General features: G+C 38.4%; 19 protein-coding genes. 11 read left to right on the top strand and 8 right to left on the bottom strand.

From position 1 onward, the window contains the following. Positions 1-48 precede the first annotated feature (48 nt). The 3 genes from AC23ME_RS04400 to AC23ME_RS04390 are packed head-to-tail and all read left to right on the top strand — an operon-like array spanning position 49 to position 2,238. Positions 49-1,149 (top strand): lactonase family protein, encoded by a 1,101-nt coding sequence (locus AC23ME_RS04400; RefSeq protein ID WP_487726530.1) that lies wholly within the window; start codon positions 49-51, stop codon positions 1,147-1,149. Between the two features lie 41 nt (positions 1,150-1,190). Continuing rightward, positions 1,191-1,682, top strand: coding sequence for a hypothetical protein (locus tag AC23ME_RS04395; protein WP_487726529.1), 492 nt, complete (start codon positions 1,191-1,193; stop codon positions 1,680-1,682). Between the two features lie 22 nt (positions 1,683-1,704). Further along, entirely contained in the window at positions 1,705-2,238 is a 534-nt protein-coding gene (locus tag AC23ME_RS04390; protein ID WP_487726528.1) for a hypothetical protein, read from the top strand. A 17-nt stretch (positions 2,239-2,255) separates the two neighbouring features. Here the strand turns inward: AC23ME_RS04390 and bshA are convergent, their stop codons facing one another. From bshA to tilS, 4 genes are all read right to left on the bottom strand, one after another. Beyond that, a complete protein-coding gene (bshA, locus tag AC23ME_RS04385; protein WP_487726527.1) occupies positions 2,256-3,386 on the bottom strand; it encodes an N-acetyl-alpha-D-glucosaminyl L-malate synthase BshA in 1,131 nt (376 codons plus the stop codon). 139 nt (positions 3,387-3,525) lie between these two features. Further along, positions 3,526-3,993, bottom strand: a complete 468-nt coding sequence (locus AC23ME_RS04380) for a hypothetical protein (RefSeq protein ID WP_487726526.1) — start codon at positions 3,991-3,993, stop codon at positions 3,526-3,528. 127 nt (positions 3,994-4,120) lie between these two features. Further along, positions 4,121-4,603 carry a hypothetical protein gene (locus AC23ME_RS04375; RefSeq protein WP_487726525.1) on the bottom strand — a complete coding sequence of 161 codons (483 nt, stop codon included), beginning with the start codon at positions 4,601-4,603 and terminating at the stop codon, positions 4,121-4,123. A 3-nt stretch (positions 4,604-4,606) separates the two neighbouring features. Beyond that, positions 4,607-5,938, bottom strand: a complete 1,332-nt coding sequence (gene tilS / locus AC23ME_RS04370) for a tRNA lysidine(34) synthetase TilS (protein WP_487726524.1) — start codon at positions 5,936-5,938, stop codon at positions 4,607-4,609. A gap of 200 nt (positions 5,939-6,138) precedes the next feature. Between tilS and AC23ME_RS04365 the strand changes: the two genes are divergently transcribed. Further along, complete coding sequence (locus tag AC23ME_RS04365) at positions 6,139-8,289, top strand: OstA-like protein (protein WP_487726523.1); 2,151 nt, start codon at positions 6,139-6,141, stop codon at positions 8,287-8,289. Between the two features lie 60 nt (positions 8,290-8,349). On the opposite strand, the gene AC23ME_RS04360 is transcribed toward AC23ME_RS04365, so the two are convergent. Then, complete coding sequence (locus tag AC23ME_RS04360; protein WP_487726522.1) at positions 8,350-9,312, bottom strand: isopenicillin N synthase family dioxygenase; 963 nt, start codon at positions 9,310-9,312, stop codon at positions 8,350-8,352. A gap of 508 nt (positions 9,313-9,820) precedes the next feature. Between AC23ME_RS04360 and msrA the strand changes: the two genes are divergently transcribed. From msrA to AC23ME_RS04345, 3 genes are all read left to right on the top strand, one after another. Then, complete coding sequence (msrA, locus tag AC23ME_RS04355; RefSeq protein WP_487726521.1) at positions 9,821-10,420, top strand: peptide-methionine (S)-S-oxide reductase MsrA; 600 nt, start codon at positions 9,821-9,823, stop codon at positions 10,418-10,420. Positions 10,421-10,429: 9 nt separating this feature from the next. After that, positions 10,430-11,191 carry a helix-turn-helix domain-containing protein gene (locus AC23ME_RS04350; protein ID WP_487726520.1) on the top strand — a complete coding sequence of 254 codons (762 nt, stop codon included), beginning with the start codon at positions 10,430-10,432 and terminating at the stop codon, positions 11,189-11,191. Between the two features lie 74 nt (positions 11,192-11,265). Then, positions 11,266-11,655, top strand: coding sequence for a DUF1398 domain-containing protein (locus AC23ME_RS04345; protein WP_487726519.1), 390 nt, complete (start codon positions 11,266-11,268; stop codon positions 11,653-11,655). 170 nt (positions 11,656-11,825) lie between these two features. Here the strand turns inward: AC23ME_RS04345 and AC23ME_RS04340 are convergent, their stop codons facing one another. After that, on the bottom strand, positions 11,826-12,782 hold the full coding sequence (locus tag AC23ME_RS04340; protein WP_487726518.1) for an outer membrane beta-barrel protein: 957 nt from the start codon (positions 12,780-12,782) through the stop codon (positions 11,826-11,828). Positions 12,783-13,036: 254 nt separating this feature from the next. Between AC23ME_RS04340 and AC23ME_RS04335 the strand changes: the two genes are divergently transcribed. From AC23ME_RS04335 to AC23ME_RS04325, 3 genes are all read left to right on the top strand, one after another. After that, positions 13,037-13,633, top strand: a complete 597-nt coding sequence (locus AC23ME_RS04335) for a TetR/AcrR family transcriptional regulator (protein WP_487726517.1) — start codon at positions 13,037-13,039, stop codon at positions 13,631-13,633. Positions 13,634-13,640: 7 nt separating this feature from the next. Beyond that, positions 13,641-14,270 carry an NAD(P)H-dependent oxidoreductase gene (locus AC23ME_RS04330; protein ID WP_487726516.1) on the top strand — a complete coding sequence of 210 codons (630 nt, stop codon included), beginning with the start codon at positions 13,641-13,643 and terminating at the stop codon, positions 14,268-14,270. 497 nt (positions 14,271-14,767) lie between these two features. Beyond that, on the top strand, positions 14,768-15,973 hold the full coding sequence (locus tag AC23ME_RS04325) for a DUF418 domain-containing protein (protein ID WP_487726515.1): 1,206 nt from the start codon (positions 14,768-14,770) through the stop codon (positions 15,971-15,973). 563 nt (positions 15,974-16,536) lie between these two features. Here the strand turns inward: AC23ME_RS04325 and AC23ME_RS04320 are convergent. Both AC23ME_RS04320 and AC23ME_RS04315 read right to left on the bottom strand, forming a co-directional pair. Then, positions 16,537-17,841, bottom strand: a complete 1,305-nt coding sequence (locus tag AC23ME_RS04320; protein WP_487726514.1) for an amidohydrolase — start codon at positions 17,839-17,841, stop codon at positions 16,537-16,539. An 89-nt stretch (positions 17,842-17,930) separates the two neighbouring features. Continuing rightward, positions 17,931-18,443, bottom strand: coding sequence for a hypothetical protein (locus tag AC23ME_RS04315; RefSeq protein ID WP_487726513.1), 513 nt, complete (start codon positions 18,441-18,443; stop codon positions 17,931-17,933). A 170-nt stretch (positions 18,444-18,613) separates the two neighbouring features. Here AC23ME_RS04315 and pgi point away from each other — a divergent pair, with 170 nt between their 5' ends. Continuing rightward, a complete protein-coding gene (gene pgi / locus AC23ME_RS04310) occupies positions 18,614-20,260 on the top strand; it encodes a glucose-6-phosphate isomerase (protein WP_487726512.1) in 1,647 nt (548 codons plus the stop codon). Positions 20,261-20,366 lie beyond the last annotated feature (106 nt).

Here is a 20,366-nt window from a genome sequence, read left to right as displayed (position 1 = left end):
CATATTTTGCGCATTTTTTATTTATCTTTCACTCCTAATTTGAATAAAATGCGTAAATACTTTTTGCTTACCTTATTAATTTGCATATCTACGCTAGTAGCTAACGCACAAAATTTTAAGTTAATTGTTGGCACCTATACCAATAAAGGAAACAGTGAAGGCATTTATGTTTATGATTTTGATAGCAAAACAGCCAATGCTAAACAGCTAAATGTGATCAAAAACGTATCGAACCCGAGCTACCTAACGTTAAGCAAAAACAAAGATTTTTTATACAGCGTTTACGAAGATGGCACCAATAGTGCAGCAAGTGCATTCAAATTTAACCAGCAAACAGGCGAAGCTTCGTTCTTAAACAAGGAAGCAACCAAAGGAACTAATCCTTGTTTTATCTTAACCGATAGCAAAAATGTGCTAACCGCAAATTATAGTGGCGGTAGTATCAGCGTTTTCGGAATAAATAGTGATGGTTCACTTTCGGCATTAAAGCAAAACATACAACACACTGGCAGTGGCCCAGACAAACGCCAAACTAGTGCACACGTGCATCAGGTACAATTTTCACCAGACAAAAAATATGTAATTGCTACAGACTTGGGCGAAGACAAAGTTTACATTTATCATTATGATGCGGCTGCAGCGCAACCTTTGAAGTTAAAAACAAGCATTAAAACCAATGCAGGTTCTGGCCCTCGTCATTTGGCATTTAGCCCGAATGGCAAATATGCATACGTAGCCCATGAATTTAACGGAAAAGTAAGTGCATTTAGCTATACTGATGGTAACCTGACTCTATTGCAAGAAGCAGAAACGGTTGTCAAAGATTTTAATGGGAAGATAGACGCGGCCGATATCCATCTATCAAGCGATGGAAAGTTCTTATACGAAAGCAACCGTGGTGACGTAAATACCATCAATGTTTTTGCGGTACAAAAAAACGGAAAGTTAAATTTCGTTGAAACAGTGAGCACGCTAGGAAAAGGACCTCGAAACTTTAACATTGATCCTAGCGGAAGGTATCTTTTGGTAGCTCACCAGTATACCAATGATGTAGTAATTTTTAATCGCAATGCCAAAACCGGAAAATTGACAGACAGCGGCAAACGAATAAATGTAGGCACACCTGTTTGTTTAATTTTTGACAAGTAGTTTATTTTTAATATTTTGCATCAAATTTAAATTAACCTCAGATGAAAAAGCTCATCTATGCTTTAACCTCAGTTATCATTCTATTAAGTTCTTGTGCCAAAGAGCCATTTCATATAGATCCTGGTTCGGATGCAGGGTTTTCTCTTGGCGGCACTACATGGAATCTAATTGCGTCTACTAGCGTCATTAATTTCGGACAAGATAAAATGGAATTTGATCTTTATGCGTTAATGCCCGAATGCGGCAAAGACGATCTGATGATATTTCACAAGAATAACACAGTTACAGGGTCTCCAGGAAAGTTAGAGTGTCCAAACCAAAACTATAGCAATTACGGAGACTTTGGGACTTGGAAGCTATCTGCCGACAAAAAACAATTAGAACTATCTAGCAAGGCTTTCAATGTAGTTGGCACAGATGTGCTGAAATGCGAAATACTTGCATTGAACGAAAACAATTTTCAAATGCGATACCAGACAACTGCAAATGGCATGGTCTCAATAACAACATCCTCTTATAAAAGAGTTAAGTAAAAAATTATATCATTAAAAAATCATGAAAAAGCTTATTTATTTACTAATTTCTACAGTCATTTTGCTTAGCTCTTGCGCAAAGGATACTTTTTATCTAACGCCAGGCGAAGATACAGGTAGTGGTGGCGGTGGTGGCGGCACTTCAACAGCTACATTAGAAGGCACCAAATGGAAAATGACTGCACTTCTTTTTGGGCAGGAAATAGCTGGGCAAAAAGTTGAACTAGACTTGTTTAAAGATGCTGATGATTGCTCTAAAGACAACATTATGTCGTTTGAAAAACAAGGCGTTTTTATATATGATGAAGGGCCTACTAAATGTGAAAGTGGCGACCCTCAACAAGAAAAAGGAAAATGGGTACTTTCAGCAGATAAGAAAAAGTTAACCCTAACCTCTAGCGCATTAAATGACGACCCAGACCCAATTACTTATGATGTTGTAGTTACCAATTCGAAACTTACACTCTCGGTTAAAGAAACTATTACTGTTACAGCAGAAGGGCAAACGATAACAACAACTATTTATACTTCTATCGTTTTCGCTGCACACAAATAAATAACGCTTTTTTAGCGTTATTTATTTCCAGCTATAACCTCTTCATAGTATGAAACATACTGTGGCAATATCTTTTTAAGGTCGAAATCTTTTGCCCTAGTTAGCGCATTTTCCTTAAAGTAATCCAGTGTTTTTTGGTCGCTTAAAATGGTGATGGCTTTATTTGCCATGTCATCTACATCACCAACGTTGCACATATAGCCACAAAAATCATCAATATTTAGCTCTGGCAAACCACCGGCATTAGAAGAAATTACAGGCACTTTGCAGGCCATTGCCTCTAGTGCCGCTAAACCAAAGCTTTCATTTTCTGAAGGAATGATAAACAAATCGGATACCGATAAAATTTCTTCTACAGCATCTTGTTTACCTAAAAACCTAACGTTATCGCCAATACCTAATTCTCTGCACAGTTGTTCATTAGCCGAACGTTCTGGGCCGTCTCCTACCATCAACAATTTTGAAGGAATTTTTTGCTGTACCTTTTCAAACATCCTGATTACATCTTCAGTTCGCTTTACTTTTCTAAAATTAGAAGTATGAATAAGAATACGTTCGTTATTTGGTGCAATTGCTTTTTTGAAGTGATCTTTCGGCTGTAAACTAAAACGGTTAAAATCGATAAAGTTTGGTATTACTTTTATTTCCTTCTTAATATCAAAATGACCGTAGGTATCTTCCTTCAAATCTTCTGAAACCGTAGTAATACCATCACTCTGGTTAATAGAAAATGTTACTACTGGTTTATAAGTAGCATCTTTTCCTACCAAGGTGATATCGGTACCGTGTAAGGTAGTTACAAATGGAATATTGATTCCGTAAGTAGCTAAAATCTGTTTGGCCATAAACGCCGCCGAAGCATGCGGAATAGCATAATGAACGTGCAAAATGTCGAGCTGTTCGAAACGAACCACATCAACTAGCTTACTAGCTAAAGCAGATTCGTAAGGAGCATAATCAAATAATGGATAATCTCTTACCGAAACTTCATGATAGAACAGATTGGCAGAAAAGAAATCTAACCTAGCTGGCTGACTGTACGTAATAAAATGAACTTGATGTCCTTGATTAGCCAATGCCTTGCCTAACTCGGTAGCTACTACTCCACTACCTCCAAAGGTAGGGTAACAAACTATTCCTATTTTCATGTGGTTGTTAAGTAATTCTATTGAAGATTACGAAGGCAAATGTAAATGATATCTTATTTAAACATTGTTATCTGTGGGTAATAAAATTGATAAAAACCAAGCGCACAAAAAAAGGTGCCATTGGCACCTTAATAATTAATTACTGATAACTAAACACGATTGCAGGTTTTTTATAACCTGCCTTTCTTTCTTCGGCTTGTATTTGCGACCTCACCTTTTCTACCGCACTTATTTGCTTATTAAATCGCTCTAAAGCTTTTTGAGAGTCGAGCATATCGCTTTTAGCCTTCTTAGCTAGCTTTTCTGTCTCTTTAACGTTAACATTGGTACTACCAGTACCAGCAATATTGCTGCTGCTTTTAGCTGCAGATTCTTTAGCTCTATCATTGGCATCCAGAAGCTTTACCCTTAGCTTTTCAACCTCGGCTTCTTCTTTTGCTTCTTCAATTTTCAACTCTTGTATTTTCTGGTTGACTTTTAAAGCTTCGAGCCTATTTGTTAAAATCCCTACAGAATCTTTAGATACTTTTGCTGTATAAGTTTGTGCTTTAGCAACAGAAATTCCCAGCGCAAACGGCGTAAGAAATAGATAGATGTACTTTTTCATGGTTATGTATTTTCGGGGGTATTGCAAATTCGATGCCTTTAGCCAAAACAGCTTACAACACAGAAAATACGCTGACTTTAAATGAAAAAAGGGAAAAACTGGGAAATGGATTTCACAATAGCAGGCTTTAAGCCTTCATTTCGTTCTGCAAAACTAAGTACATTTCATTAGGGCGCTGGGTACCTATATAGTACTGGAGCCCATCTCTATCCGTTAATACTACTGCATCTCTTCCAGACGAAAAAAAGCGAACTGTACCGTTCTTATGAAGATTATAAACCGGATTATTAAAAAAATACCTGCTGTAAGTTTCCTTACGGATATCTACAACATTATTAAGGTCAATCATCACTTTTTTAGTGGTCCACAAACCGTCTATTACAACTTTTTTGTTCTCAATAACAGTTTTATACTGCACCATGAATAGTAAAATGATAGAAACGCCTATGATACCAAAACCAACTACCAAAAATAAATCAACAGTATTATCTCTATCTCTTTCGTACACATAAACGGCAAAACAGAACGCTGCCATAATTAAGCGTATGCTAATACGGATATAATCGCGACCGATGTATTGTTTTTCGATATAGGTGTATCTACTGTCCATTTATTATTTTGATAATTCGAATATAGCAACTTTTTTTGTTGTTGCTGTTAATTTATACCTTTCATCTTGGCGCATCCCTACAACCCAAATAACTTCTCCATTCCCATTGACTAGCAAAGGCACCTTATCCTTCTGAGGCAAAGGCACTTTTTCATCCACAAAAAAGTCACTTAGCTTTTTAAACGATTTCATGCCAAGTGGCTTAAATCTGTCTCCATCTTCCTTAAACCTCAATATCACCGGAAAAATGAGCAAGTTAGCATCTACATAGGCATAATTCTTATCTGCCATAAAGTTGAGGTTTTCAGAAAATGTTAAAGACAAAGTGTGCACATCATCTACCCTCAAATTTCCTTCATCGTGAAAAAACTGCAACTCGCCTTTTAACTGCTTATCTAAACCCGAAATCAACAACTGATCACGATCTATGGTAGCCCTATGGCTAGCACTGTAAAAAGAAGTTCCGCTCTGTTTATCGAGCGAAAACAAAATTTCATCAACCAATTTATTAGTAAAACAGAAAGGCTTTAGCAATTCATACAGCAACAACTTTTGGGGATGGAGCGCCCGAATATCTGCCAAGCTCAAGATTGTGAATCCGTTCTCTCGCCTCAACACCCTTTCGCTGGTTTGTGCCACCACTTGTTCCACCAAAGTTTCGGTTTCCGCAAAGCGATGCATGTTCTGCGCAAAAGTATCTTCCAAATTCGGATTAATTTCCTGCAGGTGCGGCACTACATTCAAACGAATGTTATTACGGGCATATTTACTGCTCAAATTTGAACTATCCTCTACAAAAGGCAGGTTATTATCTTCAACCAGGTTATCTATTTGCTGCCGCGATAAAAAAAGTAAAGGTCTAATGATGTTTCCACGCTTGGGCAAAATACCATGCAAACCGCTAATTCCGGTACCACGAACTAAATTCAATAAAACCGTTTCTATGGCATCATTTTGATGTTGCGCTACGGCAATAGCCTGATAGTTGTGCTGCGAACGAATTTCTTCGAACCAATTGTAACGCAGCTCCCTAGCGGCCATTTGCGTAGAAATTCCCTGTTCCTTGGCAAAGGCCTTGGTATCAAACTGAACTCCGTGGAAAGGCACCTCCATTTCTTCTGCTAATAACTTCACAAAAGCTTGGTCACGCATTGCTTCATCAGCTCTTAAATTAAAGTTACAGTGCGCTATACTAAAATGAAAACCAGCGAGTTTAAATAGCTGTGCCATCAACACCGAATCTTTGCCTCCACTTACAGCCAACAAGATATGATCAGCCTCTTTAAAAAGTTGATGCTGGGAAATGTAATCGGTAAATTGCTGTAGTGGTAACATTATCCAAAAATAGGAAGTAATTGTTGAATTGCTAAATTGTTTGATTGTTGAATTGATAGATTGCTGCTAACTATAAACTGAATCTAAAATTGTAAATTTGTACTGTGCAAAAGTTACGCCTTTTATTACTTCTTTTAATCTGTCCATTCGCATTGCTTGCGCAGAACCGTACCCAAATAAAACTGGAAGGGGCTGAAAACATGTCTGGTGTTACTAAAGCAAACATTAGTTATTTACGTAAACCAATATTTAGTCATGATGGCGCCATTCTTAAATGCGATAGTGCTGTACTTTATGGTGGCGACCGCAATTACTTCGAGGCTTTTGGAAATGTCCACATTAATCAAGGCGATACCCTAAACATCTATTCAGATTTGTTGAACTACGATGGAAATGCTAAAAAGGCACACTTGGATAAAAATGTACGCTTGTTAGATAGGGAAAACACACTTACTAGTAACGTCCTAGATTACGATATGGTGGCTAAAATCGGCACCTACACTACTGGAGGAAAGCTTGTCAACAAAGATGCGACCATCACCAGTAAAGAGGGATTTTATTTTTCTAATACCCGAGATGCTTATTTTAAAGTTAACGTTTTAGTGGTAACTGCCGAAAAAACCACCATAACTTCGGAAGAAACTTTACGCTATAATACGGGCACCAACTGGACTTATTTTTACGGTCCAACGCACATCAAAAATAAAGAAGATAAACTTTACACTGAAAATGGCACGTACAACACGAAAAGTGAAAACGCCATGTTCGGGAAAAAGAATTTATATACCAACGGCAGTAGATCTTTAAAGGGAGATAGTTTATATTATTACGGCAAAACAGGATATGGCAAGGCGGTTAAAAACATCCTTTTTAAGGACACCAAAGACCAAACTAATATCTGGGGGCAGTTAGGCGAGTACTACAGAAACGAAGAACGTATTGTAGTAACCAAAAAGGCATACGTAGCCATTGGCACAAAGGATACCATAACCGTAAACGAGAAACGAATTCCAGATACACTTTGGCTTGGCGCCGATACTTTAGAAAGCCAACGCCCACTCGTGAAAGATCTAAGTTTATTGAGCAGACCGGAAGTTAAAAAAGACAATGAAATTGGTGTAGAAGACGAGCAGGAAAAAGCTGAAAAGGAAAAAGAAAAGGCAGAAGCACGAAAATTATTTCAGCAGCAAAGCGAGGAACTAAAAAACAAAAAGGTTCCAACAACAGCTACAGATAGAAAACTGAGCAGAAAAGAACGTAGAGAGCGTGAAGAGCTGGAAAAAAATGGTGGGAGTACAAAAGTAGAACCTCCACCCAAGCTGCCCGACAGCTTAACGCTTGCTAAAAATAAACTACAACAAGATAGCTTGCAAGCCGACAGCTTGTTAAAAATTGCTGCTGTTGTCGCGGATTCGACGAAAAAAACTATCGACAAACCGACTAAAGCTGTGGTAACAAAAGCCAAGCAAAGCACTAAACCAAATGCTGCAACTGTAACCGTAGCAAAAAATGCAGCAAGTACCGCTGTTAAAACTTTGGCGAAAGATACAGTCGTAACCAACCCGACAGATACGGTTAGGGCTCGTGTAATCAAGGCTTTTCATAATGTAAGAGTGTACAAAGCGAATATGCAGGCAAAAGCCGACTCGCTGTTTTACACCTCTGCCGATTCTACTTTGCGTTGGTATAATAACCCAATTCTATGGTCTAACGGCACACAACAAACTGGTGACACCATCAACGTGTTCTTCAAAAACAGTAAAATACACAATTTCCAAGTGTTGCAAAACGGATTTTTGGTGAACGTAGAAGGCGATTCTACCAAGTTTAACCAGGTGAAGGGAAAAGTCATTACCGGATTTTTTGTAGAAGGAGAACTCCGTAATATGTATGTTGACGGTAATGCAGAAAGTATTTACTACAGCAAAAACAACAAAGGCGAGTACGATAACGTAAACCAAACGGTAAGCAGTCGGCTTCGTTTTAGGTTCTCAGACAAAGAACTTACCCACATTGTAACCGTGCGTGAGGTAGAAGGCGCCGTAGATCCTTTAGATAAACTCGCTAAAGAAGCACTACTAACAGGCTTTATTTGGAAGCCAGAACTACGTCCAACCAGCAAAGCCGATATCATTAAAGGCGTCCCTGTAAAACCGAAGCCTAAAGCCAGTGCAGCTAAGCCCGCAGCAAAAAATAATGTAAAGGCAAAAACAACTAGCACTACAAAAATACCATCTAAGTCTGTTGTAAAAGAAGCAGTAAAACCTTTGGCTAACCCTGAGGAACTTCCAAAGTTAATACCAAAAGTTGCAGACTCTATAAAAATTGATAGCCTAATCAAAAAGCAATAAAATAAAAAAGCTCCGATGATAACCGGAGCTTTTTTACTTAAATCGTATCGTATTCCAAGATTACATCTTCAAGCCAATTTCTCTCAAACGTTCATCTAAATACTCACCAGCAGTCATATCGGTATAAGCTTTTGGATGCGCCGCATCTATGCAAGAATCCAAACTAGCTAAACTCATATTGCTACGCGGATGCAAAAAGAAAGGCACCGAAAAACGCGAAGTCTTCATCAATTCTCGAGGTGGGTTTACCACTCTATGTGTAGTAGAACGCAGTTTGTTGTTAGTTAAACGTTGCAACATATCGCCTACATTCACTACAATATCAGTATGATGCGCCTTAATTGGCAACCACTCATTGCTACGAGTTAACACTTCTAAACCATCTGCACTAGCGCCAATCAACAACGTAATTAAATTAATATCCTCATGCGCACCAGCACGTACCGCATCAGGCGCAATAGAATCTGGATTTTCAATTGGAAAGTAATGAATACCTCTCAAAATTGAATTTCCGTTGTGCACATGCTTGTCAAAATAATCGATCGGCAATGCTAAATACGTGGCAATAGCCCTCAACAAATGTTTACCGTTCTCCTCTAATTTTTGATAAATCTCTCTAGTTACCGTGTTAAATTCTGCCAATTCTTCTACAACCTCATTTTCTGGATATTCATTTTTAATCGAATCCCCATCAGTAACCGTTTGCCCAATTTGCCAAAACTCCTTTAAATCGGCAGTTTTTGCACCTTTTGCAGTTTCCTTACCCGCACTCGTGTAACCGCGTTGCCCCGCTAATTCAACTTTTTCATACTTGCGCTTCGTCTCCACTGGCAATGCAAATAACTCTTTAATGTTTGTATAGAGTTTATCTATCAGTTCCTGACTAACGCCATGATTGGTAATCGTTACAAAACCCGAATCGTTAAAAGCTTTCCCTAACTCATCAGAAAATTTCTTACGTTGTTCTTCAGTTCCGTTAACGTAGGTGTTTAAGTCTAAACACGGAATATAAGGTGTTGACATATCGTTTATTTTAATGTTCAAGTTAAATTTAGAAAAGATATGTTAACAAACCTCATTTACCTTAAAAATATCAATATAAAAAATTAAAAATCAACATTTTAAGTTATTAACACACTGAAATAAACACAATATTATGTGGATAACGGATGGCGTTTTAAATCTGAAGCGCAATTGCGGCAGCACTATTTCCCGATAGTCCCGCTTTCAGTTCAATCTTTTTTGTATCGCTAACACCGAACGGATGGAGGTGCTCCAAAAAAGTATTTCACTTCAATCGGGGCTATCTTACAAAAGCCAGTACATACCACAAACATTATTAAGCCTCATGTCATTTTATCGCCAGCTAAAACTATTGCAATGGCTTTTACGTATCTTTATTAGCGAGCTAAAAACCAGCTCGTCATTGCCAGGCACGAAGTAATCCTAAAGCAAATTTCGCTTATAAACAATACTGGAGATTGTTTCATGCCTTGCAATGAGGGTAAACTGTATAAAATAACACTATAAAATGAAAAGGTTAATTATGACATCCTTAATTCTCTTCTCTATACTTGGCGCCGATGCGCAGAAAACAAAACTTGAAAAAGCAACTTTTGGAATGGGCTGCTTTTGGTGTACCGAAGCTGTATTTCAACGTTTAAATGGCGTGAGCAATGTACGCTCGGGCTATGAAGGCGGGCATTTGCCAAATCCAACTTACGAAGATATTTGTACTGGCACCACTAACCACGCAGAAGTAATTGAAATGCAGTACGACCCAACAAAAATTAGCTACGAAGAACTGTTAGAAATTTTCTGGAAATTGCATGATCCAACTACGTTGAACAGACAAGGCGCAGATGTTGGCACGCAATATCGTTCTGTAATTTTTTACCACAATGAGCAACAAAAGGCCACTGCCGAGAAATACAAAGCTTTGCTTAACAAAGAAAACGCTTTTGGCAAACCTGTGGTAACAGCTATTGATAAAGCTCAAACTTTTTACGTAGCAGAAAATTATCATCAAGATTACTACATCAAAAACGGGCAAGCGCCCTATTGCAGAGCAGTTATCCTGCCTAAAATGGATAAACTAGAGAAACTGTTCAAATCGAAGATAAAGAACTAGCTTAAGCAAATGCGATTTGAAAAGGTTGCCCCTACCGAACGACTAAAACCGTACATTAAGTATTTTGTGATATCCGAAAACGGTGAAGCAAACACTTACAAAGTCTTGCCGTCGACAGGCTTGGTGATAGGTTTTCAATATCGGGGGCAACTTTCTAGCATCAGCGATTCTAAAGAAACCGTATTATCCAATGCTGGTATCAGTGGTGTTGCCGATACTTTCAAGATTTTCAAAAACTCTGCAAACATCGGTACCATTCTAGTTTATTTCACGGAGGTTGGCCTAGCTTCGTTTAGCACCTGCCCAGCAAACCAACTGTTTAACGAAAGCATTTCCTTGTCTGAAATTTTCGACAAACACGAGATCAATGAAACCGAAGAGAAGCTACATTTAGCCACCACAGATCTTAGCCGCATCAAAGTGGTAGAGCAATTTCTGCTTTCTCAGTTGAAAGAGATAGTACAAGATCAAGTTATTGTAAATGCAGTAAAACTGATTTATCAGCACAAAGGCAATATCAAAATCAAAGAGATTAACGAATATTTCAATATCAGCCAAAGCCCTTTTGAGAAAAGATTTAGAAGACTAGTAGGTGTTTCAGCAAAGAAATTTTCGTCCATCGTTCGGTTTAACAATGTGCTGAGCGAATTAAACACAGAGAAATCTCTGGCACAAATTTGCTATGACAACAACTTTTTTGATCAATCTCATTTCATCAAAGACTTTAAACAACACACCGGATATACTCCTGAAAGTTTTAAGATTTTTTAGCCAAAAACGATTTTTTACAATTACCATCCAATAATTCACCTCATCTTTGCAATATCAATTTAAAGCAAAGAAAAATGTTTACAGTAGCACAAATAGAACAAGCGCACGAAAAAGTAAAATCTGGTGCAGATTTCCCTAAATATATCCAAGAAATTAAAGCAATGGGCGTTTTAGGTTTCGAAACTTGGGTAAAAGACAGCCACACCGAATATTTTGGTGCAAATGGTTACAGAACCTCATCGGAGCCTCAATACGAAAACCTCACCATTACTGATGAAGTAAACAAAGATGAGTTCGTAAAACAACTGAAAGCACACCAGCAAGGGCAAACTGACTATTACACATTTTGTAAAGATTGTGCAGTAAACGGTATTGAGAAATGGGTGGTAGATTTGAACAAGATGACCTGTATTTATTTCGATAAAACAGACAACGAGTTAGTGGTGGAGCAAATTCCAGCTTAGGTTAAAACATTAAGAAGCCTTAAAAAATCTTAACTCCTTAATGGTTAATATAATTAGAATTTTTATTTAGCTGCGGGAATATCTTCCTCTAGGTACTGTCATTCCGAGGCACGAGGAATCTATTATATTATCAATAGATTCTTCGCTACGCTCAGAATAACAAAGGCCATCTAAAACGCCAATTTCAAACCTACATTCATACCCAAGCCACCAATATTGATGTAAGATCTCAAATCGTCACCTCTTCTATCTTCATCATAACCGGCATTACCCGGCACATTAGAATTAGCATCGATTTTCTTATGATAATCGGTGTAACGTTGCGCTCTTGGCACATCATTTATTGTAATTGGCACTTGCGTTCCTAAAAGCGTAGTTCCAGTACCTTCAAATTTTCTAATCTCTTTTTCCTTACTGCTTACCGATACATTACGATATTCGATCTCACTGAAGAAACTTACTTTAGAACCAATAGGCACACTAAAACCTGCAGCACCTAAAAAACCAATGGTTGGTCTGGGCTCTACTCTTTCTTCCCTAGTTAATTGAACCGCCCTTAAACCTGGGTTAATTTCGCTTGCAATTGTTCCTGTTTGGTCATTCAGAGTAGTACTAATATCTAAATAACCGTAAACTGGCAATACTGCTCCCATTTTTAAGTATGGCCTAAAGTTCTTAGAAGTAGGTACGTGAAAAACCAAAGTTGGTGTTAAATCAATTGCCTTCACCTGTCCTTGCGAATGGATAGACAATAAAGTAGCACCATTATTTTCGTTGTATCCAGTTTGGCGAGCCATCGTCTGCTTATCGCTTTGAAAATAATTTATACCCATTTCAAACGCCACTACGGGACTAAATCTAAATCCACCCGTTACTCCTGCTCTCCAACCCTGACCAAAAGAACCCGTAATCGCTTCTTCCGATACTAAAGTCTGATTACCATTAAGTGGATTGATATTCACAACCCTATCTCTCGGTTGTAATTCGCCAACGTTCGGGAACTCAACCGGAGTAACTTTTAAGAAATAACTCCCTGTAGGTTTCAAATAAAAACCTCTCACCTCTTGCGCCATCGCTCCTGCAACCGCAGCAACCACCAAAACGGCTGATAATATTAGTTTTTTCATCGTCTTAATTTTAATATCTAGTATTACTCATATTTAAAGCAAAGCAAAAAGCTATGCTCGCATAAAAAGAACCTTGATTAACATCAAATTGTTTGTCAGTTTCTTTTATTTAACCATAGGATAAACAAATCACAATCGAGTATTAACTCTCATTAATGAATAAGCACTCTATCATCCTTTAGTCAAAAACAGACAAAACATTTTTGGTTAACAGTGTTAACTTATAACTTTGCTAACAGTGTTAACTTATATAAATGTTAGTTAAAAACGATAGGCAAAAACAGAAGGAAATTACCAAAAACGCTATCCTGAAAGTGGCAGAAGAAATTGTGCTAAAAGAAGGATGGCAGGCCGTTTCTATCCGTAAAATTGCGGAAGCTATTGGTTACAGCCTACCTGTGGTGTACAACCATTTCGAAAGCAAAGATGCCATACAGGAAGAATTTGTGAAGAACGGTTTTAACATGCTTGCAACTGCTATGCAAAGCACAAAAGAGGAATACTCGGAACCAGAGCAACAGCTTACCCAAATGGCATTAACTTATTTTGATTTCGCTTTTCGTAATTCAGCTTATTACAAAATGATGTTCGGCTTGGGAATTCCAAGCTGTCAAAAAGTACGAGAAATTGAAGAAATAGCAAAATTTAGCGGTATCGTTATTAATGCCATTAGTAGTTTAATGATGGATAACGACGAGCAGCGAAAACTGCTAAAATTTCACACACTTTGGTCAATTCTCCACGGACTAACCTCTATCAGTATGGTTAACCTAACAGCGGCTCCCGACGAAATGCAGCAGCATATTCTTCTGGATGCCATACAAGGATTTATTAAAAATATCAATCGTTAAAAAGATCATGAGCTTAATTGAAGCATTAAACTGGCGTTACGCCACTAAAAAAATGAACGGAGAGCCCGTTCCTCAAGAAAAAGTAGATCAAATTTTAGAAGCTGCTCGCTTGGCTCCTTCTTCATCGGGCTTACAGCCTTTCAAGGTTATCGTAATTACCGATCCGGCTTTAAAACAAGAGTTATTGCCACATTCTTTCAATCAATCGCAAATTGTAGACGCTTCTCATGTGTTGGTTTTCGCCGCATGGGATAACTATACCGAAGAGCGTATTGACGAAGTTTTTAACCGCACCAACGCAGAACGTGGCGTACCTAACGAGGCTACTGCAGATTATGTAGCTACTTTAAAGAAAACGTATTTACATAGAGATGCAGAGGTTAATTTTAACCACGCAGCTCGTCAAGCTTACATTTCATTTGGTACCGCTATTGCCGAGGCAGCTTTGCTTAAAGTAGATGCTACACCTATGGAAGGTTTCGATAACGCAAAGTACGATGAGATTTTAAACCTCAAAGAACAGGGTTTAAAAAGTGTTACCGTTTTACCTTTAGGCTACCGCGACGAAGCTAACGATTGGTTGGTTGGTTTGAAGAAAGTACGTCAATCTAAAGAAAGTTTCTTAATCCAGAAATAGTTTTTACCCGCAGATTTCGCCGATTTACCAACAAATGATAGAAAGGCGATATCTGCGGGCTTACTTTATTCGGAGCACAAAAATTATCGTAACTTTTTGCAATTGGTGTTTCTATAACTGCACCTTATCCTCCATCTTCTCCAATGAGCTTTCCTAAGACCTTTTAAAAAGCAATTGCAGTAATTCTTCTCTTCCGAAAGCCCCGTTATTCGCTGCAATCTTTTTGTTTGGCACTGCCCATTAATAATTGTCATACTGAGTTTATCGAAGCATCTATCACCAAACAATCCTTCGACAAGCTCAGGATGATACCACAACAAAAAGTATTTCCGCTACTACCGGGTTTAGTCTACGAAAGCCTAACTCTATTTTGTCAATCTCACCGGCATCATGCTTACTAGATCGACAATAACAAAACCCAATTACTCACTACAAATCAAGCAAATAGCGTATTTTGACCCCTAAAAAAAACCAACCCAAATTGCTACATTTAGCGCATGACCCAAACTAACAATCCGAGAATACAAACCATAGATCAAATTAGAGGAATTGCATTACTCGGCATACTCATCTTCAACATACAGACTTATGCCTTTTTTGCCTTTCTTCGTCCAGAACAGGTATATAATTTAGGTTTAGACAAACCAGAAACCTACGGACCGTTGCAGTTTTTAATCAACCTGTTGGTTAAAGGTCAGTTCTATACCATCTACAGCTTTCTTTTTGGTTTAGGCTTTTACCTAATGTGGCAAAAAAACAACCAGACAGGTTTAAATGCAGATAAGCTTTTCAAACGCAGATTATGGTCGTTGTTATTGATTGGATTAATACATGCTTTTGTTTTTTGGTTCGGTGATATATTACACAAGTATGCGATTTTGGGTTTTTCGTTAATCTACTTCAATAGAAAATCTGTAAGCTATTTAATAAAATGGATTATAGGTTTATTGTTCTTCATGCTAGTCATTCAGCTAGCATTAGCCATTTTCCTACCTGTTACTCCGCAATCAATTGCAGCAAACGATAAAGAGTTTGATAAAGTAATTATGGAAGTGCTAGACACTTGGAAAAACGGCACAGTACTACAGGTATTCAGTATGCAAAAATTGGGTGTAGCAATGGGCTGGTTTAAATCAATAAGCGGCGGCATGATTAGCATTATCCACTTCGAAATCCTATTCTTACTTGGGCTGATAGCCGGAAAAACCAATATATTTCAGCGTGTTGCCGAGCTAGGCGCAAAATTCACGAAATGGGCTTTAATTATCCTTCCGTTTGCATTGGCGATTAAAGCAATTCCCAGTTTAGATGCAATGCAAATTCAACTATTGCCAAACCAGCCAACATGGGAAATCTTCATCGATAACATTAGCGAAAGCGTTGGAAGTTTACTGCTCACTTTTGTTTATCTAGTGTTACTAACTTCCATGCTAAGCAAACATTCATCAAAATTACAAACATGGATTGCTCACACAGGCCGTATGGGTTTAACCAACTATCTCGCTCAAACCTTAATTTGCATGTTACTCCTTTATGGCTATGGATTTGGCTTAGGTGGAAAGCTTAGCCTGTTACAATCTTTTTTAGTTGCAGTTTTAATCTACATTTTCCAAATTATCTACAGTAACATTTGGTTTAAATATTATAAAATTGGTCCAATGGAAAAGATGTGGAGAAGAATGACTTATGGAAAGAATAGATAGGCAAATTTGTTTGTAGTTAATGGCTAGTGCAAGCGTGTCTTTTGTGCTTATCTTCACACGCTACAGGCGTGCGCTAGCTAAGGGTCAACTCTAATTTTCAACTCATCTACAGGATTGACAAAGTAAAAGCCTTTGCGTTCTTTGCGAACTCTTGCTTTTCTTTGCGTTAAAATTCAACCGCAAAGGTTTATGAAGTTTTCGCCAAGTACCGCGAAGAAAAGTCTAATCTTCACACGCCACAGGCGTGCGCCAGCACCTGGGAAGAATGACGTATGGTAAAAAACGGTTAGACAAATTTATTTACAGCTTATGGTAGCGCAAGCGTGTCGCTTGTGCTGATTTTCAAACGCCACAGGCGTACGCTAGCTAAGGGTCAACTCTAATTTCTCCTTTGGTTGGTGTTATCACCAATCAAACTAACCGAAGAACTACAAATTCCAAATAGAAAACTAGGCATTACAAATATCGAACTTCAAAATACATTACGCCATCCTGCTAGGAAAACTCAAATCATTAATTGTTAGATTTCTCAGTCGTACCTTCTTCGAAATGACGGAATGAGCTTACTTCTTCTTCATCCCCATATAATCCAACGTTAAATTGCACAATGCTTTTACACCCAAATTAAAACTGCTTTCATCAATAAAGAAATCTGGCGTATGGTGCGATGGCGCTTTCAACGGGTCTTGCCCTTTTGGTAATGCGCCTAAAAAGAAAAACAAACCCGGCACTTTCTCCTGATAGAAAGAAAAATCTTCGGCACCAGTTACAGGCGGTTTCAGTTTAACGTTATCCGCCCCTGCGGTATATTGCAAACTCGGCAACATTTTTTCAGTTAAAGCCAAATCGTTAAATGTTACAGGGTAATGTGCACTGTAAGGAATTTGAACTTCAGCTTTTGCGCCAGCAGCTTCCGCAGTTTTGGTTGCAATAGTTTTAATACGCTCAATAAACATCGCTTCATCTTCTTTAGTGAAATTTCTCACTGTGCCCAACATCTCTACTTTTTCGGGAATGATATTAGACCTCACTCCTCCTTGAATACTTCCAATAGTAACCACACCAGGGTTCTCGGTAACATTCAAATTTCTACTGACAATAGTTTGCAAGTTATTTACAATCTGCGCAGAAACTACAATTGGGTCAATGCTGCTCCAAGGGTAAGCCCCATGTGCCTGCTGTCCGGTTACCGTAATTTTCATATCGTTTACAGCGGCCATGGTTCCGCCCGGCTTGTAAGTCAGCTGACCAACCGGCGTTTGCGAATTAATGTGCAAGCCAAAAATCACCTCCACTTTCGGATTTTCCAACACACCTTCTTTCACCATCAGCTCTGCTCCGCCTTCTTCGCCAACTGGCGCACCTTCTTCTGCAGGCTGAAAAATAAACTTCACCGTTCCTGCCAAATCCTTTTTCATTGCGGTAAGCACTTCAGCTACACCCATCAAAATTGCCACATGCGAGTCGTGACCGCAGGCATGCATGGTACCAACTTCCTGTCCGTTATAAGTAGTACGCACTTTCGAGGCAAATGGCAATTTGACACGCTCGGTTACAGGCAAACCATCCATATCGGCACGTAGCGCCACCACCGGACCAGGTTTCCCGCCTTTTAAAACAGCTACCACACCAGTTTTTGCAACACCAGTTTTCACTTCCAAACCTAAAGCCTGCAAATGCTTGGCAATAATCCCAGCTGTTCGCACCTCGCTATTTCCCAATTCGGGATGTTGATGAAAATCTCTGCGCCAATCTATTATTTTTTGGGTAATGGCATCTGTCCGCTTTGCGGCATCTTGCCTTAAATTACTTTGCGCTATCGCAAAAAATGGAATTATCAGTAATACTGACGAAAGAGTAGTTTTCATGCCGAGAAAATTGATAGAACAAGGTAACAAAAAGCAATAAAAAAGCCGAACTCAAATTAAGAATTCGGCTTCAAATGAATGAAATTCGATTAATTAAATAATCCTTTTAGCTTATCTAACATTCCACCTCCAGCTTGCTCGCCGTTGGCTTGGTTTTGTCCACCATTAAACATTCCAATAACGTCAGTCAAATCAAATTTACCATCGGCACCGCCAGCTAATTTGCCTAACACGTCTTGAATATTGAAAGAACTATCGTTAGGGTCGTTCGTTTTGTTGGCTAACTTGCCTAAAATTACAGGAATTAAAGCAGCACCAATAGACTTTGCGGTATCAGCATTAATACCAAAAGCACCAAGCTTATCTGTTAAGCTAGAGGTAGCTTGTTGCACTACCGGATTAGCCTCATTTGCTTGGCCTTGGTTAAATATTTCCGCAATCTGCGATACGTTTCCAGAAGCTAACTGCTCCTTTAAAGTATCAAAAATAGAACTAGATGCTGCCTCTATAGCAACTTCATTTTTTTCGTTTGGCAAAGCCGAATTGTTTACAATTGCTTCTTGTGCATTTTCTCGTACTAATTGTACTAAATTTTCTAACATAGGTATGTATTTTATTATTATCTAAGATAAGCAAACAGCCAAAATAAAAATATATCTAATCTCGCCTACTTAACCGTAGTATTGGCTTAGCACATTACGTACCAAATTTTAATTAATTAGCATTTAACTTACAGATTTGTATTTTTACGGAAATACTAAAACATCACATTATGTTACCTAAAATAAATTTTACCACTACAAAGGCCTATCAATATTTAGCCGACCACTATATCAATATCAACCAAACAGATATTAAATCACTTTTTGCAGCAGACCCAGAGCGTTTTAGCAAGTTTTCAATTTTATTTGAGGATATTCTTTTCGATTATTCGAAGAACAGAATTGACGATGAAACGATGGCTTTGTTAACGCAATTAGCCAAAGAATGTAAGTTAGACGAAGCCATTAAGGCGATGTATAACGGCGAAAAAATTAACGAAACCGAGGGAAGAGAAGTATTACACATCGCTTTGCGTAACCAAAGCAACACCCCAATTTTAGTTGATGGTAAGGATGTGATGCCCGAAGTAAATGCGGTCTTGGCGAAGATGGAAAAATTTAGCACTGCTATTATTTCTGGCGAGTGGAAAGGCTACACAGGCAAAGAAATTACTGATGTAGTTAATATTGGTATTGGCGGTTCAGATTTAGGCCCCGTGATGGTTACCGAAGCTTTAAAGCATTACAAAACGAGGTTAAATTTGCACTTTGTTTCTAACGTAGATGGCACACACATTGCCGAAACTTTAAAGACTGTAAATCCAGAAACTACTTTGTTTTTAGTAGCCTCTAAAACGTTTACTACACAAGAAACCATGAGCAACGCCAACACGGCAAGAAGTTGGTTTTTAGAGCAAGGCGCTACAGAAGCTGATATCGCTAAACATTTCGCTGCTTTATCTACAAACGCAAAAGACGTCGCTGCTTTTGGTATCGATACTGAAAATATGTTCGAGTTTTGGGATTGGGTTGGCGGTCGTTACTCATTGTGGAGTGCTATCGGTTTATCAATTTCATTAGGTATCGGTTTCGATAATTTTAAGCAATTATTGGCTGGTGCCCACGCTACCGACAAACATTTTGCTGAAACTCCTTTTGAACAAAACGTTCCTGTAATTTTAGCGATGCTGGGTGTTTGGTATACTAACTTCTTCGGTGCAGAAACGCAAGCTATTTTACCTTACGACCAATATTTACATCGCTTTGCGGCATATTTCCAGCAAGGAGATATGGAAAGTAACGGAAAATATGTAGACCGCAATGGCGATATTGTGATGTACGAAACTGGGCCAGTAATTTGGGGCGAACCAGGTACAAACGGCCAGCATGCTTTTTACCAATTGATACACCAAGGCACTAAATTAATTCCTTCAGATTTTATTGCTCCAGCACAAAGCTTAAACCCAATTGGCGAACATCACCCTGTGTTATTATCTAACTTTTTTGCACAAACCGAAGCTTTAATGAACGGTAAAGACGAAGAAGAAGTAGTTGCTGAATTAACCAAAGCAGGAAAAACCCACGAGCAAATTGAGAAACTAGCTCCGTTTAAAGTTTTTGAAGGCAATCGCCCAACGAACTCAATTTTATTAAAGAAAGTTACGCCATTTAGCTTGGGAAGCTTAATTGCTGTTTACGAACACAAGATTTTTGTACAAGGTATTATCTGGAATATTTTCAGTTTCGACCAATGGGGTGTAGAACTGGGGAAACAATTGGCGCAAAAAATACAACCAGAATTGAAAGATAATTCGCCAGTAGCGTCGCATGATTCTTCTACCAACGGATTGATTAATCAGTATAAAAGCTGGAGATAAATTTATCCCGTCATTTCGACCATTGGGAGAAATCTGTTAGTAAATCGCTTTAAACTTGTAGATTTCTCCTCGTGCCTCGTCGAAATGACGGGCTAACTTTTAAACT

The organism is Pedobacter sp. T50_32, from assembly GCF_057652195.1.
The sequence above is the reverse complement of the archived record's forward strand: the minus strand, read 5'-3'. Positions and strand labels throughout refer to the sequence as shown.

Excerpts from the sequence above, each read along its gene's own strand:
- AC23ME_RS04400 (WP_487726530.1), top strand. The coding sequence starts at position 49 with ATGCGTAAATACTTTTTGCTTACCTTATTAATTTGCATATCTACGCTA.
- AC23ME_RS04395 (WP_487726529.1), top strand. The coding sequence starts at position 1,191 with ATGAAAAAGCTCATCTATGCTTTAACCTCAGTTATCATTCTATTAAGT.
- AC23ME_RS04390 (WP_487726528.1), top strand. The coding sequence starts at position 1,705 with ATGAAAAAGCTTATTTATTTACTAATTTCTACAGTCATTTTGCTTAGC.
- bshA (WP_487726527.1), bottom strand. The coding sequence starts at position 3,386 with ATGAAAATAGGAATAGTTTGTTACCCTACCTTTGGAGGTAGTGGAGTA.
- AC23ME_RS04380 (WP_487726526.1), bottom strand. The coding sequence starts at position 3,993 with ATGAAAAAGTACATCTATCTATTTCTTACGCCGTTTGCGCTGGGAATT.
- AC23ME_RS04375 (WP_487726525.1), bottom strand. The coding sequence starts at position 4,603 with ATGGACAGTAGATACACCTATATCGAAAAACAATACATCGGTCGCGAT.
- tilS (WP_487726524.1), bottom strand. The coding sequence starts at position 5,938 with ATGTTACCACTACAGCAATTTACCGATTACATTTCCCAGCATCAACTT.
- AC23ME_RS04365 (WP_487726523.1), top strand. The coding sequence starts at position 6,139 with ATGTCTGGTGTTACTAAAGCAAACATTAGTTATTTACGTAAACCAATA.
- AC23ME_RS04360 (WP_487726522.1), bottom strand. The coding sequence starts at position 9,312 with ATGTCAACACCTTATATTCCGTGTTTAGACTTAAACACCTACGTTAAC.
- msrA (WP_487726521.1), top strand. The coding sequence starts at position 9,821 with ATGAAAAGGTTAATTATGACATCCTTAATTCTCTTCTCTATACTTGGC.
- AC23ME_RS04350 (WP_487726520.1), top strand. The coding sequence starts at position 10,430 with ATGCGATTTGAAAAGGTTGCCCCTACCGAACGACTAAAACCGTACATT.
- AC23ME_RS04345 (WP_487726519.1), top strand. The coding sequence starts at position 11,266 with ATGTTTACAGTAGCACAAATAGAACAAGCGCACGAAAAAGTAAAATCT.
- AC23ME_RS04340 (WP_487726518.1), bottom strand. The coding sequence starts at position 12,782 with ATGAAAAAACTAATATTATCAGCCGTTTTGGTGGTTGCTGCGGTTGCA.
- AC23ME_RS04335 (WP_487726517.1), top strand. The coding sequence starts at position 13,037 with ATGTTAGTTAAAAACGATAGGCAAAAACAGAAGGAAATTACCAAAAAC.
- AC23ME_RS04330 (WP_487726516.1), top strand. The coding sequence starts at position 13,641 with ATGAGCTTAATTGAAGCATTAAACTGGCGTTACGCCACTAAAAAAATG.
- AC23ME_RS04325 (WP_487726515.1), top strand. The coding sequence starts at position 14,768 with ATGACCCAAACTAACAATCCGAGAATACAAACCATAGATCAAATTAGA.
- AC23ME_RS04320 (WP_487726514.1), bottom strand. The coding sequence starts at position 17,841 with ATGAAAACTACTCTTTCGTCAGTATTACTGATAATTCCATTTTTTGCG.
- AC23ME_RS04315 (WP_487726513.1), bottom strand. The coding sequence starts at position 18,443 with ATGTTAGAAAATTTAGTACAATTAGTACGAGAAAATGCACAAGAAGCA.
- pgi (WP_487726512.1), top strand. The coding sequence starts at position 18,614 with ATGTTACCTAAAATAAATTTTACCACTACAAAGGCCTATCAATATTTA.